The organism is Alkalicoccobacillus murimartini (assembly GCF_030813245.1).
GTDB classification, from domain to species: Bacteria; Bacillota; Bacilli; order Bacillales; family Bacillaceae_D; genus Alkalicoccobacillus; species Alkalicoccobacillus murimartini.
Window position 1 is genome coordinate 1 of record NZ_JAUSUA010000004.1, and the last position, 15,980, is coordinate 15,980.

The window sequence follows — 15,980 nt, forward strand, 5'->3', positions numbered from 1 at the left end:
GCTCCGGTTGCTCCTGTCGCCCCTGTTGCTCCGGTTACTCCTGTCGCTCCGGTTACTCCTGTTGCTCCGGTTACTCCTGTCGCTCCTGTTACTCCGGTGACTCCCGTTGGCCCTGTTGCTCCGGTTGCTCCCGTTGCTCCTGTTACTCCTGTTACTCCTGTTACTCCGGTGGCTCCCGTTGGCCCTGTTGCTCCTGTTGCTCCGGTGGCTCCTGTCGCCCCTGTTACTCCTGTTGCTCCGGTGGCTCCTGTCGCCCCTGTTGCTCCTGTTGCTCCGGTTACTCCTGTCGCTCCGGTTACTCCTGTCGCTCCGGTTACTCCTGTTGCTCCTGTTACTCCGGTGGCTCCTGTCACCCCGGTTGCTCCTGTTACTCCGGTGGCTCCGGTTACTCCTGTTGCTCCTGTTGCTCCTGTCGGACCTGTTACTCCTGTTGCTCCGGTTGCTCCTGTCGCCCCTGTTGCTCCGGTTACTCCTGTCGCTCCGGTTACTCCTGTTGCTCCGGTTACTCCTGTCGCTCCTGTTACTCCGGTGGCTCCTGTTGCTCCTGTTGCCCCGGTGGCTCCTGTTACTCCGGTGGCTCCTGTCACCCCGGTGGCTCCTGTTGCCCCGGTGGCTCCTGTTACTCCGGTGGCTCCTGTTGGCCCTGTTGCTCCTGTCGCCCCGGTTGCTCCTGTTACTCCGGTGGCTCCGGTTACTCCTGTTGCTCCTGTTGCTCCTGTCGGACCTGTTACTCCTGTTACTCCTGTTGCTCCGGTTGCTCCGGTCGCCCCTGTTGCTCCTGTTGCTCCGGTTACTCCTGTCGCTCCGGTTACTCCTGTCGCTCCTGTTACTCCGGTGGCTCCTGTTACTCCGGTGGCTCCTGTTGCTCCTGTTACTCCGGTGGCTCCCGTTGGCCCTGTTGCTCCGGTGGCTCCCGTTGCTCCTGTTACTCCTGTTACTCCGGTGGCTCCCGTTGGCCCTGTTGCTCCTGTTACTCCCGTTGCTCCTGTTACTCCCGTTGCTCCTGTCACCCCGGTTGCTCCTGTTGCCCCGGTTGCTCCCGTTGCTCCTGTCACCCCGGTTGCTCCTGTTGCCCCGGTTGCTCCTGTTACTCCGGTGGCTCCTGTCACCCCGGTTGCTCCCGTTGCTCCTGTTGCTCCGGTCGCCCCTGTTAGCCCTGTTACTCCTGTTGCTCCCGTTGCTCCTGTTGCTCCGGTCGCCCCTGTTAGCCCTGTTACTCCTGTTGCTCCGGTAGCTCCTGTTGGCCCTGTTACTCCTGTTGGCCCTGTTACTCCGGTTGCTCCTGTTACTCCGGTGGCTCCCGTTGGACCCGTTGCTCCTGTTACTCCCGTTGCTCCGGTTACTCCTGCTGCTCCGGTCGCCCCTGTTGGCCCTGTTACTCCGGTGGCTCCTGTTGCTCCCGTCGGACCTGTTACTCCCGTTGCTCCGGTTGGGCCTGTCGGACCTGTTACTCCGGTTGCTCCTGTTGCTCCTGTCACCCCGGTTGCTCCCGTTGCCCCTGTCGCTCCGGTTACTCCGGTTGCTCCGGTCGCCCCTGTTGACCCTGTTGCTCCCGTTGGACCCGTTACTCCTGTTGCTCCTGTTGCTCCTGTTACTCCTGTTGACCCCGTTGCTCCGGTTGGCCCTGTTGCTCCGGTTGGCCCTGTTGCTCCTGTTGCTCCTGTTGCTCCTGTCGCACCGGTTGCTCCGGTTGCTCCGGTTACTCCTGCTGCTCCGGTCGCCCCTGTTGTCCCTGTTACTCCGGTTGCTCCCGTTACTCCTGTTACTCCTGTTACTCCTGTTACTCCCGTTGCTCCGGTCGCTCCTGTTACTCCCGTTGCTCCGGTTGCTCCCGTTGCTCCTGTTACTCCCGTTGCTCCGGTTGCTCCCGTTGCTCCTGTTACTCCCGTTGCTCCCGTTGCTCCGGTGGCTCCCGTTGCTCCTGTTACTCCGGTTGGACCTGTTGCTCCTGTTGCTCCTGTTGACCCTGTTGCTCCCGTTACTCCCGTTGCTCCTGTTACCCCGGTCGGGCCAATTGGGCCTGTAGGTCCAGGTGGGCCTGTAGGAGTAGGAGGTCCATCTAAGACCAGTAAGCCTACGTCATCGACTAGCATATCTGAAGCATTAACTTGTGGTAGAGAATTTATAAGAACCAAAGCTTGTGTCGCATTTAAGGGAACTGTAGATGTAGTTTGGGTAATTTCAAGCCATGTATTCGTTGAGACACTTGGCACACTTTGAGGAGGAATACTTGTAATTAATCCATATTCAATAAAGTTAAAATTACTATCATAATAGTTAATTGACAACGTCATGGGTGAAGCAATTGCGGTGTCAGACACTTTTGAAATAGAGGTATAAAATTGATAGGTTTCACCAGGAAATATATCTACAATTTGATAAATATATGCGTTATTAAAAGTATCGCTCAAAAGAAGACTAAAAAAACCAGAATGACTATACAAAGGTGTAATTTCAGCGTTTAAACTGATCCAAGGACTTATTGAACCTGATTCGAATCCGCCATTTATTATTCTATTAATCAAACATACTCCTCCTTCCAATCAATATAGTTTATAAGTATTCAAACTATAGCTTTACCGAATTACTGTTTACCTACTTCAAACAAAAAAACTAAAACTGCTAATATAAATCCATCTGTTTTATGTTAATGAATACAAGTAGTACTGCACCTTTCGTCTACAATACAAGTTGAAGACCTATACATTGACAACAAAAAAATGCCTAAATCTATAGATTTAGGCATTCAAAAACTACTATATCTATACTGTCTATTCCACTCTAATTACCGTAAGAGAAGCACCTACACCAGCTTGTAACGTCGCAACAGCTGCAACACCAAATAGCTGAAGACCGATTGTGGTTCCCGCTGTTAGTGTAGTAATGACATCTGCTTCAAAACTACTTAATGTTAATACTGGAGAAATAATTGTACCTGGAACCGGAACTCCACCAGCTACAACTTGCGCTCCAGTCAGAAGACCGACAGTTAAATTAATGCGATACGTTATATAATATCTACCAGTGGTTGGAACTGTGAATAATGTGGACGCTCCATTCGCCACGAAAGCATCTAGACTCTGAACGCTTGGTAGAGGTACTGGTGTTCCTCCTAATATTACAGCAAGAACTCCTCCAGCTGTATTTACAGCAGACATACTATTTGGAGTGACTGCAATACCAGTTGGGCCTGTTACTCCTGTTGGACCGGTCGGACCTGTTACTCCTGTTGCTCCCGTCGGGCCTGTTACTCCCGTTGCTCCCGTCGGACCGATATCTCCTGTCGCTCCCGTCGGGCCTGTTACTCCCGTTGCTCCCGTCGGACCGATATCTCCTGTCGCTCCCGTCGGGCCTGTTACTCCTGTTGCTCCTGTCGGGCCTGTTACCCCTGTCGCTCCCGTCGGGCCTGTTACTCCTGTTGCTCCCGTCGGGCCTGTTACTCCCGTTGCTCCCGTCGGGCCTGTTACTCCCGTTGCTCCTGCGCCGGTTCCCGCAGGTCCAGTAGCTCCTGTTGCTCCCGTTGGGCCTGTTGGACCAATATCTCCTGTTGCTCCTGTTGCTCCTGTTGGACCAATATCTCCCGTTGCTCCGGTAGCTCCCGTTACTCCGGTGGCTCCTGTTGCTCCCGTTGGGCCAATATCTCCCGTCGGACCTGTTGGACCGGTTACTCCTGCTCCAGTTCCTGCTGGACCTGTTGGGCCTGTTGCTCCCGTTGGGCCTGTTGGACCAATATCTCCTGTTGCTCCTGTTGCACCGGTCGGACCTGTTGGGCCTGTTGGACCTGTTGGACCAGGAGGGCCACTTGGTACAAAAAGAAATTCTGAAGTGACCATGGCCACATCATCAACTACGATATCAGCTGTTCCAGGCGCTGCAAAAACCTCGATCGTGATCGTGGCTGTTGCTGTGCCTATTGGAGCTAGTGACGTTGTCTCATAAACAGACAACCACGTAGATGCAGTGACTTCAGGAAGTCCATCCGTTTGTACGTCAACAACTAATCCATTTCCTAAGAAAATAGAGTTAATGTCAAAGTATGCAACGGTTACTGTAACTAGAGGTGAAGGAAGTGCACTTGTTTTGGCAAGTGATACTAATACCTCAAAACTTTCTCCTTCAGTAACTGGTACAACCTGCGATAGGCTTGAACCAGCTGCACTAGGAAGTTGCACAGCATACAAGCCAGTATGGCTGTAGACTGTAGTAAGCAACCCATTTACGGTTACCCACGGGGCAAGCACACCTGCTTCAAACCCACTATTAACGATACGGTTAATAACCATTGTTGACCTCCTTAGCTTCTCTGCTCCCCTTAAATCAGGAGCTTTTCTATACTATGAATCCTTTAAGAAAAGGAAGCTTCGTTAGCCTAGTTCTGCTTTAATTAGATGAAATTGACCATGTGTTTTCACTCTAGAATCTTCAAATCTATTGTATGAGTTTCTTCAGACAAAGGAATATTCATATTTTTTTCGAACAATGTTGCTGAATTTGTATGAACCATCGAATGAGAGCCTAACAAATGCCTTTGCCTCTTACCATCAGTAAACGCACCGCGAGGGCCATGTTGTTTAATCCAATAATAAAAACCATCAACTAAATCAGCTACCCTTTTATCTTCTTTTCTCTTAGATTGATTCGTACAATCAACGGCTGTAGCTGTGGACAACTTTAGACCATTAGACAACGCTTGAATATGTGCTCTTCCTGGTTTCTGAAGATATGTTTGATCAAGTTTTGTTAATACCGATCTGTTCATAGCAAATGGAGGTGTAAGCAAAGAAGAGACTGATAACGAATGTTCATTCACATTTGCATTTAACAATCTCGCTCCAACATGGATAATACTCATGTCCTCTATTGACTTTAAATAAGCTAGTTGATCATTAATAGAAATATCGACGTCTACTTCTTCTGCCTTTTCAAAAAATAACTCAATTTGTCGTTTTTCAATTTGAACATCTGAAGGAAGAAATAAAAGAGAATCCCCCTGAGCAAATTGACTACCGATATAAAAGTACACACCTTCTGAATAGGTTTCAGACAAAGATATGAATGGGATCGACTTCTTCCTAAGAACTTCTTCTGCTTCTTTATTTTTTTGTGAAACAACCGTTACCAATTCAACATCTATCTCTTTAACAGTGGAAAGGATGGAATCGATATTCTCGTCCTCGTCTGTAATAGCTAAGATAACGGATCTTCTTTTCGTAGCGGATTTAGCCTGCCATTCCAAGCGATCATGATGAGCTATAGGATGAACCACTCGATGACGTGGAAATGTTAACGTAGATCCATGTTCAGAAAACAAATAATCAAGAGCTTCCAACATGTCACCATGCATGCGCTGCATGGCCTCTGACAATACTTCTCCCTGTTTAGCAATATGATTTTGACGTAGCTTGTTAACAGCTAGTACATCTATATCATGTGGCACCAGAACCTTTAATCCTTTATCTATTGCAATCGAATTAGCCAGAATGGGACTTGTTAGCGCCTCTTTACTAATCGTATTCAGAGCTTTTTTACTAAAAGCATGTGGAATTGTTAACACATTCTCTGCCCTTAGCTCTACTTTCCCTTGAATATAATTTATAAAATATCGAGCAAACGAAATCATATCAGCATTTGGCACCTTTGTTACCCAATCAACCGAATTAATACTAACGTCTCCCCCACCTTCAATATCTTTTATAAAAGGAAGATAATCTTCTGCTTTGATTACAATATCTGCATCAGTAAACAAATAAATGTCGGCTTCGGAATGAAGGGCTCCAATAGCTCTTCCAAGATCATTACCTAAAGCTGTTCGGTAATGAAGCACAGTAGCCCCTTTTTGCCTAGCAATATGAGCTGTTTGATCTGTTGACCCATTTACAACAACAATCACTCGATCAGGCAATAATCGATTGACTTCATCTAATACTCCAGAAATCGTATCAGCTTCATCCATTGCAGGAATAATGACGTGTAATCGAAATTGTTTATTTCTGAAAACAGGAACAAGAGATCGTGGTTGTTCCTTAATAGATGGTACACCCTTTAGTCTTCTCAAATACGCTTCTTTGTCAAAAATAATTCTATGTGAAACGTGATTCTTCATCATGACCTCCTATTTCCAAAAGATTCACCTGCATGTTCTGTCCGAATAGGACATATACATTTTTTAACGTGTTAAACTTCCATCAGCTGGAGTCCTATTACCCGGAAAAAGTGGGATAAACAAAACTAATGAGGTGAGAACGATGCAAAGCAAAAAAACAGCACTGCACACCAAATTAACACCCGTTCAACTACAGCAGCGTCTTATATATACTCAGTCCGAACTCAATAAGTACAAAACACAAGTAGAGAGATATCAAAATGACTATTATTACAATATGATTGATGAATTTAAGGATAAAGAAAAACAATGGGTAACAGAAAAAACTGAATTACAATCAGAGCTGCAGTCTACTCTCACTCAACTTCAAAAGGTTCAAACGGATCTCTCTGAATTACAATCTGAATTTGAAAAGGTTAGACAAAAAGAAAAGGCAGATATACAATCTGCCGAAGTTGAAGTAGAGGAGCCCATTAAACAAAAGGATGTTCAACCAGACATTCAATTAGATAGAGAAGGTCCAAGCAAAAATCAAGATTGGTTTCTTCGCTCTGTTAAAAACCCAAAAAAGAAGTAATTAATTCTGTTCTCTATACCAATTTATTGTTTGATGTATACCAAAATCGAGCTGGGTGTCCGGGACGTAGCCTAAAAGCCTTGCAGCTTTTTCTATATGGGGCACCCTCTGTTTCATATCTTCAAAACCATTGCCGTAAGCCTGTTCATATGGAATGTGCACGATCTCTGATGAAGAATTTGTTAACAGCTTGATTCGTTCCGCCAACTCTTGAATGGATATTGATTGATCCGAACCGACATTAATCACTTCTTGATGGGTCTTTTTCTTTAGAACAAGAGCTGTAGCTGTGGCAGCATCTTTCACAAAAGTAAAGCAACGACTTTGTGAGCCATCACCAAAAATAGGAATAGGCTGATTTTCTAATGCAGCCTTCACAAAAATGGGGACAACCCCACCATACATCGTATCTGTTGCCCTTGGTCCATATGCATTAAAATAACGAAGAATCGTTACAGGTAACCCTTCTTTTCCATAAGCGAGACATAAGTGTTCTTCCATCGACTTAGCCGTTGAATAACACCATCGATGAATGTTTGTCGAACCTAATAAACGATTGCCGTCTTCTTTGAAAGGATGATCTTCACTTTTCCCGTATACTTCTGAACTTGAGGCAAATATAACTTTCTTTTGATGTTCAGCTGCACTGGCTAAAACAACTGAGGTTCCATCCAAATTTCCTTTGATTACTTTAAGAGGATATTGCACACAATTCTTTACCCCTAATATGGCAGAAAGATGAAAGACTGCATCCACTTCTTTCATAAGCGAATCAACCTTATCAGGATCTGCACAATCCCCTTTAATTAATTGAAACCCTTCGTTTGGAAGCAGGTGGGCTATATTTGATGGCTTTCCATTTGAGAAGTTATCCAGCACTGTTACATGATGATGTTCTTTCAGCAGTTCTTCACAAAGGTGGGAACCAATAAACCCCGCTCCACCTGTAACCAGAAGCCTCACGTTATCACCTCTTTATAATCGTATTACATGTGGATAATGACCCTTAATACAATTTCGTGTATCAACAATTAGCTTTGAGTGTTCAACTAAATGATTGTAGTCAATATGACTATGGTCTGTTAATATAAGCACTGCATCATAGTTTGCAAGAATGTCTGGTTCCAACTGTACTCCTTTAAACTGTTTGTCTTTTACAAGAATATCCTCCATAAATGGGTCATGGTAATCAACAGACCAACCACGATCAATTATCTGTTCCATGATTGGGATAGACACCGACTCACGAACATCGTTTACATCCTTCTTATACGTTAATCCAATTAGTAAGATAGAAGGATTTTTTACCTCTTTCGATAATGCTTTCTCCAGTCTAGATACAATATACGATGGTTGGGCATCATTCACTTGTTTAGCTAAGTCAATAAAAGGCGTATCCAAGTTTTCTTGATTGGCCTTCCACTTAAGGTATAGAGGGTCTACAGGAATGCAGTGACCTCCAATTCCCGGACCAGGAAAATAAGAGGTAAACCCATATGGTTTTGTACTCGCTGCCGTTATAACCTGCCAAATATCAATACCTAACTGATGACAAACCTGACTCATCTCATTCATAAAAGAGATATTAACTAGTCGTTGGGTATTTTCAAGAATCTTAGTCATCTCTGCTATTCGAGGACTATCAACAGGTACTAACTTATGAAAGGCTTTTTCATAAATGCTCACTGTCTTCTCTCGACAACGATCCGTCACTCCACTAACTACTTTTGGAATCTCTGCAAGTGTAAAATCCTTGTTACCTGGATCGATCCGTTCTGGGGAATAGCCAATGTACAAATCTTCTCCAATGATTAATCCGCTTTTCTGCAACAATGGGACCAATACTTCTTCTGTGGTTCCAGGAAATGTTGAGCTTTCGAGTACGACAAGCTGACCTTTTTTCAAGAAAGGAAGTAAAGCATGGGTTGCAGATTCCAAATAACTCAAATCAGGATATTGATGATCCTTCAGCGGAGTTGGTACACACAAGATAATAGCTGAGGCTGTTTGAATGGATTGGAAATCTGTTGTATAGCTAAAACGTTTTGAAGATGTTAACTTCTTAATCTCTTTATCAGTGAAATCTGATAAATAGGATTCTCCTTTATCCAAACTTTTTATTTTTCTTGGATCTACATCTATCCCTACTACATCGTATCCACTTTTATGAAATAATGATGCCAATGGTAGCCCTACATAGCCAAGTCCAATGACAGCAACTTTAGTCGCCATTCGCGCAGCCCTTCTTTCAAATAGTTAAAATGTCAATCTAACTATTGATATGTGGCTGATTATCTATTCGTTAAACCGATCATCTATTTATGAGGAAAGTTAGGCTCAAATTAATGAACAGGCCTACTAATCGATCAAGGTCGGACCCTTGCTGGATTTCCTACTGTCACTGCTCCATCCGGTACATCTTTTGTCACAACTGCGCCTGCACCTACAACAGCATTCTCTCCAATAATGATTGCCGGAAGAAGTGTTGCGTGATTGCCAATTTTGGCATATTTCTTAATATGTGGTCCTGTGTGCGATCCTTTTCCGCTCGCCATATACTTATCATTGGACATTGAACAGCACGGACCTATAAAAACATGATCCTCGATAATTGTGTCTGCTGTTACATAGCAACCAGTCTGGATTGTGACATTTTTACCTATTCGTGTATTAGGCTCAACCATAGCATGACGGCCAATAATGGTATGTCGATCTATAAAGATTTGTTCTCTAATACTGACATGGTCACCTAGGAATACACCTTCGGCGAGAGATAATCCACGGTATAAAGTAACGTGACTTCCAATCACCACTCCGTTATCTATAAGTAATGGAGGTAGATTTTCAGCAGGTTTTCTTGCCATCTTTTTGTTTTTACCTGGTCTTTTTCCTAAAACAACATGATCACCAACCTCTACATCATCACCAATAACCGTACCTTCCTTAATCACTGCATGTGCGCCAATTGTCACCCGGTCGCCAATGCGAACGCCCATTTCAATAACAGCATATTCGCCTATGTCTACATCCGTTCCAACTATTACACTTGAGTGTATGGTCATAGATTAGTCCCCATCCTTATAGAGATTGATAAATTTCTTTTAATTTTTTTGTCACAGTGACTGCATCATGATAGGCCTCTACATAGTTGCGACCTTCCACTCCAAGCCTGTGTCTTGCATGTGCATCTAAAAGTAGACCCCTTAGTACCTCTTTAATCGTGTCAGGATTAGCAGACTGAATGGGCAGCGTTTGAGGTAATGTTTCTTTTAGGTCTGGTCGAATGTAGGCGATGACAGCTTTGCCCAAAGCCATCGCTTCAACACTTAGATTTCCATACATCCCACATAGGATCTGATCCACAATAATATCTGCATTTTGGTATAACGCAGTCGCCTCTTTATGAGTTGTATTTTCAATTAACTGAAAATCGAATGGGATTTCTTGCTGTAACTCTACAACGGCTTTCTCCACTTCTTCTGTGCCTTTAAACTCTCTCTGCGATGGCGCATGTACAACAAGAGGACGAGTTGTTGTTATGCTCGGATAGCTTGGCTTGTAATCATTAATCATACAAAGCCTTGGCAATACATGTATTGGAACATTTTCTTTTTCATAGTACGGTTTAACATATTTATATAACTCATAATCTTGAACAATGGCTGCATCAATATATTTAGAAAAGGTCACTAAGTTCTCATGAATCATGTCATCAGGTAGGGAAGATTCCGCATTGACATAATGATTTTCATAATCCGCCCCATTTTTCGCTAACACTCTTGTTCTGACATCCGTTCCCCTATGGTGCATGATGACCTTTCCACCTGTTTTTTTAATCCATTCAAGATCACGAAAATCACCTATAAAGGTACCGCTGTTATGGAAATGAAAGATATCAAAATGCGGAATGGCAGCAAGAGCCACCTTTTGCATGTCATATGAATCCGTTGGATAGGTACCAGGATAATCAAAACTTGTTTGAAAATAATTAAAGGCAGCCGAGGTTAGACCATCTTCACGAAGCATTCTATTAATTAAACCAACCTGGCCAGCAATCTCCATTGGTGCATGGCAAATCTTCATGATGAATCACTCCTTAAAGCTTGCTATAAATATGCTCAAGATTTTTAGCGATCAAATCAGCGTTATGAAAGTTTTCAACAAAAGCTCTTGAACGTTTTCCTGTTTCATAACGAAGCTGAGGTTGTTCAATATATGGCTTCAACACCTCTGAAAGAGTTTCAGGAGTGGCCGATACGATTGGGAAATCAGCTGGAAGATGAGACCTAACATCTTCACGTATATTTGCAACAACAACCTTACCAAGCGCCATAGCTTCTACACTTAATACTCCATAGGTTCCACATAGAAGCTGATCCACAATAATATCCGCCTCCTTATAGAGTTCGAGTGCTTCCTTATGACTAAGCTGTTCTATTTTTTTATACGAAAAGTTATATCCTTGGTATTCAAGGTGATCAATCGAAGAATGGACATATTCTGTGCCTTTAAATGCTTGATTCGTTGGTGCATGCACAATTAAAGGTTTTTCTTTTGTGACAGGAGGATAATGAGGGACAAATTCTTGTGCATTACAAGCAAGCGGAATGACATGAACATGCTTGTAATAGTCCTTTACATATGGAACCATCTCATAATCCTGAACAATGGCTGTATCGATATAAGACGTAAGATAAGTGAGACGTTCGTGAATGTATTCATCCGTGTTATAGCTTGGTGGCAAAGGAAATGGGTTCAACTCCTTTACTTTTTTAACGGTTCTTACGTCATTTCCCCAGTGGTGCATAACAAGCTTCTTCCCAAGTTCCTTTAAAAGCGGAAGTTCTTCACCTTTGATCGTAAATGTATTCCCATTATGGAAATGACAAACCTCCGCATGATTAATCAACGGTAGCAAATGCTTGTAGAGCTCATATGCATCAGTTGGGGTTACTTTCCCTTCATAATTTAAATAGGTATGAAACCAATTGTACCCACTTACTTGATGCCCAAGCTTTCGTAAAGCATCACAGATCATCCCCATTTGTCCTGATATCTCAGTTGGAACATGAATAACTTTCATTTTCCGCTCCTCTCTTTTGCGTACCTGTTTTTTCTTCTCTATATCTATTCACTTACTGTGCCTTCCGTTAATAAGAGTACTTAAATCTCATGATTCATTTTTTTTGGTGTGTTTACATAAGCTGTAGGAGAAATCAGGGAAAGGTGGCACATATATGCGAGGATTGTTAAAAGGTGAGGATTTAGGGTTGCAGAATCAACTTGCGGTTATCCCCATTGGAGGATTTGATGAGGACCACAAACGATTATGGACAGAAGAAGACCTACGCCCGGCTGTACAATATCAGTTAAATGGGCAAAATACTGGTGAGTCGTACTTTAAAGGCTTTATTTTTAATCCAATATCATCACGGGAAGGGGCTTATCTTCATCCTCTCTATACGGGATTTGGTGAGCATTCTAGAGACGAGGATTGGACGAAATACCTTGATTTTTTGTTTGAAAAAGGGGCTAATTTGCATGCGCTCAATTCTTTGAATTCGGTATCTACTACTCCATTAGATATTTGGATTGGCTTACCCTATCCATTAAGTGGCGATCAATCATTTGGAACAGCTGAGTCAGGAAGGGATCTTTCCTTTACTTTAACAGCAGATCGGCTTCAAGCATTAACCTGGTGGTACCAAAAAGTCTTAAGCCAATGGCAACTGTCTGGCTTCACACAATTAAAGCTTCAAGGCTTTTATTGGGTAAAAGAAGTATTAAGTGATAACGATGAAGAATTGATTCAACAAATTAATACAATCATTCATTCAGATGGGTACAAAACTATGTGGCTTCCTAATTACGGAGGATTCGGAGCAATGAAACCGTGGAAGGGAGATCACCTTAAGTTTGATGTAACGGCTGTGAATACAAATTATTACGGGAATACGATGATGGGTACAGAATGGATTAATCATGCGTGTATGTTCTCCAATGTCTTTGGATGCGGAATTCAAATTAACATTGGAAAAGGTTGGACCTTCAGTCGTTATCATGTATATGATTTTCTGAACTTAGGACTTCCAACACGTAATAATTATATGAATGATCGCTTACTTGTTTTTTCCTTTTATAATTTAACCTTTAAAGAATTTGCTGAGTCGACACCCGCTGAGTATCAGCAGCTTCGTCATTTCTTTAGAAAACAATATGTTGAACAAAGTTACCCTGGAAAGTCCTATACGTAATAAAACAATAAAAACCGTGAAGAGCTTCATCTCATCACGGTTTTTTGCTTATATATTTAGTAAAAATTGATACATCCGGTCTTGCTGGCCAGGTAAATTTTCATGTGCAAAGTCAGGATACAAAGCATAAGACTTTTCACTTTCAATTTTGTTGTACGCAGCGAATTGTGAAGATGGCGGACAACTCAAATCCATTAGCCCTACCCCCATTAACACTTCTCCAGATATTCGATTAGCTAAATGCTGAATATCTATATAGCCAAGGTTCGTAAAAAATTCTTTTTCAGTTGAATGAGTAGGATCAAATCGCCTAAAATAATCAACAATTTCTCTGTATGCTTGGTTAACAGCGTCCATCTCCCACACTCTCTGATAATCACTCAGAAAAGGATAATTCGCTGCAAGCTTTTTTACAGATGGCGCAAGCGCACCACAAGCAAGGGTTAGAGCTCCTCCTTGTGAGCTTCCTGTCGCTACAATTCGATTGGGATCAACTTCGTTTAATTCTCCAGCAACACGGACCAATTGAGCCGTGTCTAGAAACACATTTCGAAAGAATAACGTCTTAGGGTCTTGCACCCCACGAATAATATGGCCGTATAGTGTATTTCCTACCACTTGACTATTATCCTCTGAACGTCCACCTTGTCCACGTACATCCATTGCTAGAACGGAGAATCCGGCTGCCACGTATTTAAGTAACTCTGACCAATCTGGAGAATGACCAGAATAGCCATGGAAGTGAAGAACGGCAGGATGTGGCTCTGTGACTTGGAGCGGCTTTATGTATTTCGCATAAATACGGGCACCTCCAACACCAGTGAAATATAAATCATGACATTCTGCTGACGAGGTTTGGAAAGTACTCGGCTCAAGTGTAACCTTTGGATCTGTTTGTTTTAATTCAGCTAAAGCATCCTCCCAATATGTATCAAAGTCCTGTGGACGAGGATTTTTTCCTTGGTACGTTAAAAGCTCTTCTATTGGCATATCTACTGTTGGCAATCGTCTCATCCTCTCAACCTATAATTAAGCGCTTACATTTTTCAGTATAAACGAAACAGAGATAAATTGGAATATTTTTCTCTGTTTCCTTACTCTTCTTATTATAAAGTGGGTAATGAATCATAGATAGATAAAATCTGTTCACTCACTACCTTACTATCATGATAGGTCTCAACATATTTCCGTCCCTTTTGACCGATCTCTCCCCATTTTTCCGGGCTTTCGATTAACCATTTAATTTGTTCATAAATCGTACCAGGGTTCGCAATAACAATTGGAGGTTTCTCAGGAAACTTGGGTAAAAGATCATCGCGAATGTATGTCACTACAGGTTTACCCAGTGACATTGCTTCTACCGATAGTAATCCATATGACCCGCAAAGCACCTGATCAAGAATAATATCTGCCTCTTTATACAACTCTACTGCTTCATCATGATTCATTCGCTCAATTCGTTTATAACGGAACAAATGAGTTTCTTTAAGCTGTTTAATGGCTCTTTCTACATGAACCGTTCCTTTAAAATAAGGATTAGTTGGAGCATGAACAAGTAGAGGAATATTCTTTGGCTTCGTTTCGACTTTTTGGATTTTTTTCAGATCGACTGCAATTGGGACAACATGAACTCTTTTGTAATAGTCCTTCACATACTCATACACTTCATAATCCTGTACAATCGCATCTTCAATAACCGTAGTAATATGCTTTAAACGCCAATCCATATAAGCATTAGATGGAGAATCCCCCGTATAAGCAAAGGGATTTTTTTCTTTTGCTTGTTCATGGAAGCGTACATCATTGCCCCAATGGTGCATCACTGCTTTTTTCCCAGATCCTTTTAGTTGAGCTAGATCGCTAAAATCCTCTTTTGTGGTCTGTGCGTAATGAAAGTGAAAGAGATCATTTTCTTTAAAAATCGCATCCGTTCGATTACCAATTTCTTTTCTCTCTACATACTCCAAGTGATCCTCATATCCTAGATAGGATTGAAATGTATTATAACTTAGTACCTCATGACCTTGGCGCTTAAACTCTCCAGCCATAATCCCCATCTGCCCGGCAATCTCGGTGATCCCTTGAAAAATCTTCATGGTTTCCCTCCTAACAGCCAATCATACGTCCTTTGAATCCCCTCTTCTATACTAATCGTTGGCGACCACTTTAACAGTTGCGTTGTTTTTTCAATGGCAAGACATCTACGGTCAATGGTATCAATGGTTCGTTTCGTTGAGAAAAGCTGTTCTGGTGTTTTATCACCAAATGCTTTTCCGACTTCTTCAGAAAGGCCGAGAATACTTGTTTCAATTCCAGTTGCAATATTAAAAATCTCACCAATTGCTTCCTTCTGATCCCCAGCAAACAAGATAGCGTCAATGGCATCATCAATATAAGTGAAATCACGCGTCTGTTTTCCATCTCCAAATATCGTCATAGGTAAGCCTGCGATTCGTGCCTCAAAAAACTTGGCCACAACCCCACAGTACGGGTTTGTTGCTACCTGCCCCGGTCCATATACGTTAGAAAGTCTCAAGATCGTTGTTGGTATTTGGTGTAAGTAATGAAAAACCTGAGCGTATTGCTCCGCTCCATATTTACTCGCTGCATAAGGCATCCTTACTTTGATTTGATCCAGTGGGGTTGGGAGAACATCTGCATCCCCATAAACCGATGCCGTTGACGTATAAACGAAACGAGTAACCTTTGTTCCATATTTACGAATTTGATCTAAGAGCGTATACGCTCCCCTTAGATTTACTTCAAAATCCTCTTTCATATCCGTTACAGACAATACCAAGTTTCGACAAGCGATATGAAAAACAATGTCTATTTCAGGAAGAATGTCCTCTAAAAGCTGCTCATTTAGAATACTGTCTTCAATAAATGTAATAGCAGGATGTTCAGGTACTTCATCGCGATTACCAGTAGATAGGTCATCTATGATCGTAATTTTTTCTGCTTGATGCAAAAGCGCTGCAACAAGCTTTGAGCCAATAAATCCAGCTCCTCCGGTAACAAGTACATGGTTAAAACGCTTTCCCAT

Annotated in this window: 13 protein-coding genes; 2 read left to right on the forward strand and 11 right to left on the reverse strand. The window is 42.6% G+C overall.

From position 1 onward, the window contains the following. The 3 genes from J2S05_RS13020 to J2S05_RS13030 form a co-directional block, all read right to left on the reverse strand. Nucleotides 1–2,525, reverse strand: a 2,525-nt coding sequence (locus tag J2S05_RS13020) for an NTTRR-F1 domain (protein WP_306983484.1), incomplete at its 3' end; no start/stop codon positions are given. A 246-nt stretch (nucleotides 2,526–2,771) separates the two neighbouring features. Then, entirely contained in the window at nucleotides 2,772–4,283 is a 1,512-nt protein-coding gene (locus J2S05_RS13025) for an NTTRR-F1 domain (RefSeq protein ID WP_306983486.1), read from the reverse strand. 125 nt (nucleotides 4,284–4,408) lie between these two features. Continuing rightward, complete coding sequence (locus J2S05_RS13030; RefSeq protein WP_306983487.1) at nucleotides 4,409–6,103, reverse strand: glycosyltransferase; 1,695 nt, start codon at nucleotides 6,101–6,103, stop codon at nucleotides 4,409–4,411. 142 nt (nucleotides 6,104–6,245) lie between these two features. Between J2S05_RS13030 and J2S05_RS13035 the strand changes: the two genes are divergently transcribed. Next, nucleotides 6,246–6,680 carry a hypothetical protein gene (locus tag J2S05_RS13035; RefSeq protein WP_306983488.1) on the forward strand — a complete coding sequence of 145 codons (435 nt, stop codon included), beginning with the start codon at nucleotides 6,246–6,248 and terminating at the stop codon, nucleotides 6,678–6,680. Here the strand turns inward: J2S05_RS13035 and J2S05_RS13040 are convergent, their stop codons facing one another. The 5 genes from J2S05_RS13040 to J2S05_RS13060 form a co-directional block, all read right to left on the reverse strand. Next, complete coding sequence (locus J2S05_RS13040; RefSeq protein ID WP_306983490.1) at nucleotides 6,681–7,643, reverse strand: NAD-dependent epimerase/dehydratase family protein; 963 nt, start codon at nucleotides 7,641–7,643, stop codon at nucleotides 6,681–6,683. Nucleotides 7,644–7,655: 12 nt separating this feature from the next. Beyond that, the gene (locus J2S05_RS13045; RefSeq protein ID WP_306983492.1) at nucleotides 7,656–8,912 is read right to left on the reverse strand and encodes a nucleotide sugar dehydrogenase; all 1,257 of its coding nucleotides are present in this window, start codon (nucleotides 8,910–8,912) and stop codon (nucleotides 7,656–7,658) included. 134 nt (nucleotides 8,913–9,046) lie between these two features. Beyond that, nucleotides 9,047–9,742, reverse strand: a complete 696-nt coding sequence (locus J2S05_RS13050) for an N-acetyltransferase (protein WP_306983494.1) — start codon at nucleotides 9,740–9,742, stop codon at nucleotides 9,047–9,049. Nucleotides 9,743–9,758: 16 nt separating this feature from the next. Beyond that, nucleotides 9,759–10,763, reverse strand: coding sequence for a glycosyltransferase (locus J2S05_RS13055; RefSeq protein WP_306983495.1), 1,005 nt, complete (start codon nucleotides 10,761–10,763; stop codon nucleotides 9,759–9,761). A 13-nt stretch (nucleotides 10,764–10,776) separates the two neighbouring features. After that, nucleotides 10,777–11,763 carry a glycosyltransferase gene (locus tag J2S05_RS13060; RefSeq protein WP_306983497.1) on the reverse strand — a complete coding sequence of 329 codons (987 nt, stop codon included), beginning with the start codon at nucleotides 11,761–11,763 and terminating at the stop codon, nucleotides 10,777–10,779. Nucleotides 11,764–11,917: 154 nt separating this feature from the next. Here J2S05_RS13060 and J2S05_RS13065 point away from each other — a divergent pair, with 154 nt between their 5' ends. Next, nucleotides 11,918–12,934, forward strand: coding sequence for a DUF4855 domain-containing protein (locus J2S05_RS13065; RefSeq protein WP_306983499.1), 1,017 nt, complete (start codon nucleotides 11,918–11,920; stop codon nucleotides 12,932–12,934). A gap of 48 nt (nucleotides 12,935–12,982) precedes the next feature. Here J2S05_RS13065 and J2S05_RS13070 read toward each other — a convergent pair whose 3' ends face one another. The 3 genes from J2S05_RS13070 to J2S05_RS13080 form a co-directional block, all read right to left on the reverse strand. Then, nucleotides 12,983–13,939: an alpha/beta fold hydrolase gene (locus tag J2S05_RS13070; RefSeq protein WP_306983501.1), complete on the reverse strand. Its 957-nt coding sequence runs from the start codon at nucleotides 13,937–13,939 to the stop codon at nucleotides 12,983–12,985. A 101-nt stretch (nucleotides 13,940–14,040) separates the two neighbouring features. Then, on the reverse strand, nucleotides 14,041–15,030 hold the full coding sequence (locus J2S05_RS13075; RefSeq protein ID WP_306983503.1) for a glycosyltransferase family protein: 990 nt from the start codon (nucleotides 15,028–15,030) through the stop codon (nucleotides 14,041–14,043). Beyond that, nucleotides 15,027–15,980, reverse strand: coding sequence for an NAD-dependent epimerase/dehydratase family protein (locus J2S05_RS13080; protein ID WP_306983505.1), 954 nt, complete (start codon nucleotides 15,978–15,980; stop codon nucleotides 15,027–15,029). Before J2S05_RS13080 ends, J2S05_RS13075 begins: the two co-directional genes overlap by 4 nt.

Bases quoted from the DNA above. Each gene is read 5' to 3' on its own strand.
- J2S05_RS13030 (WP_306983487.1), bottom strand. From the start codon at position 6,103: ATGAAGAATCACGTTTCACATAGAATTATTTTTGACAAAGAAGCGTAT.
- J2S05_RS13055 (WP_306983495.1), bottom strand. From the start codon at position 10,763: ATGAAGATTTGCCATGCACCAATGGAGATTGCTGGCCAGGTTGGTTTA.
- J2S05_RS13025 (WP_306983486.1), bottom strand. From the start codon at position 4,283: ATGGTTATTAACCGTATCGTTAATAGTGGGTTTGAAGCAGGTGTGCTT.
- J2S05_RS13075 (WP_306983503.1), bottom strand. From the start codon at position 15,030: ATGAAGATTTTTCAAGGGATCACCGAGATTGCCGGGCAGATGGGGATT.
- J2S05_RS13035 (WP_306983488.1), top strand. From the start codon at position 6,246: ATGCAAAGCAAAAAAACAGCACTGCACACCAAATTAACACCCGTTCAA.
- J2S05_RS13080 (WP_306983505.1), bottom strand. From the start codon at position 15,980: ATGGGAAAGCGTTTTAACCATGTACTTGTTACCGGAGGAGCTGGATTT.
- J2S05_RS13060 (WP_306983497.1), bottom strand. From the start codon at position 11,763: ATGAAAGTTATTCATGTTCCAACTGAGATATCAGGACAAATGGGGATG.
- J2S05_RS13045 (WP_306983492.1), bottom strand. From the start codon at position 8,912: ATGGCGACTAAAGTTGCTGTCATTGGACTTGGCTATGTAGGGCTACCA.
- J2S05_RS13065 (WP_306983499.1), top strand. From the start codon at position 11,918: ATGCGAGGATTGTTAAAAGGTGAGGATTTAGGGTTGCAGAATCAACTT.
- J2S05_RS13050 (WP_306983494.1), bottom strand. From the start codon at position 9,742: ATGACCATACACTCAAGTGTAATAGTTGGAACGGATGTAGACATAGGC.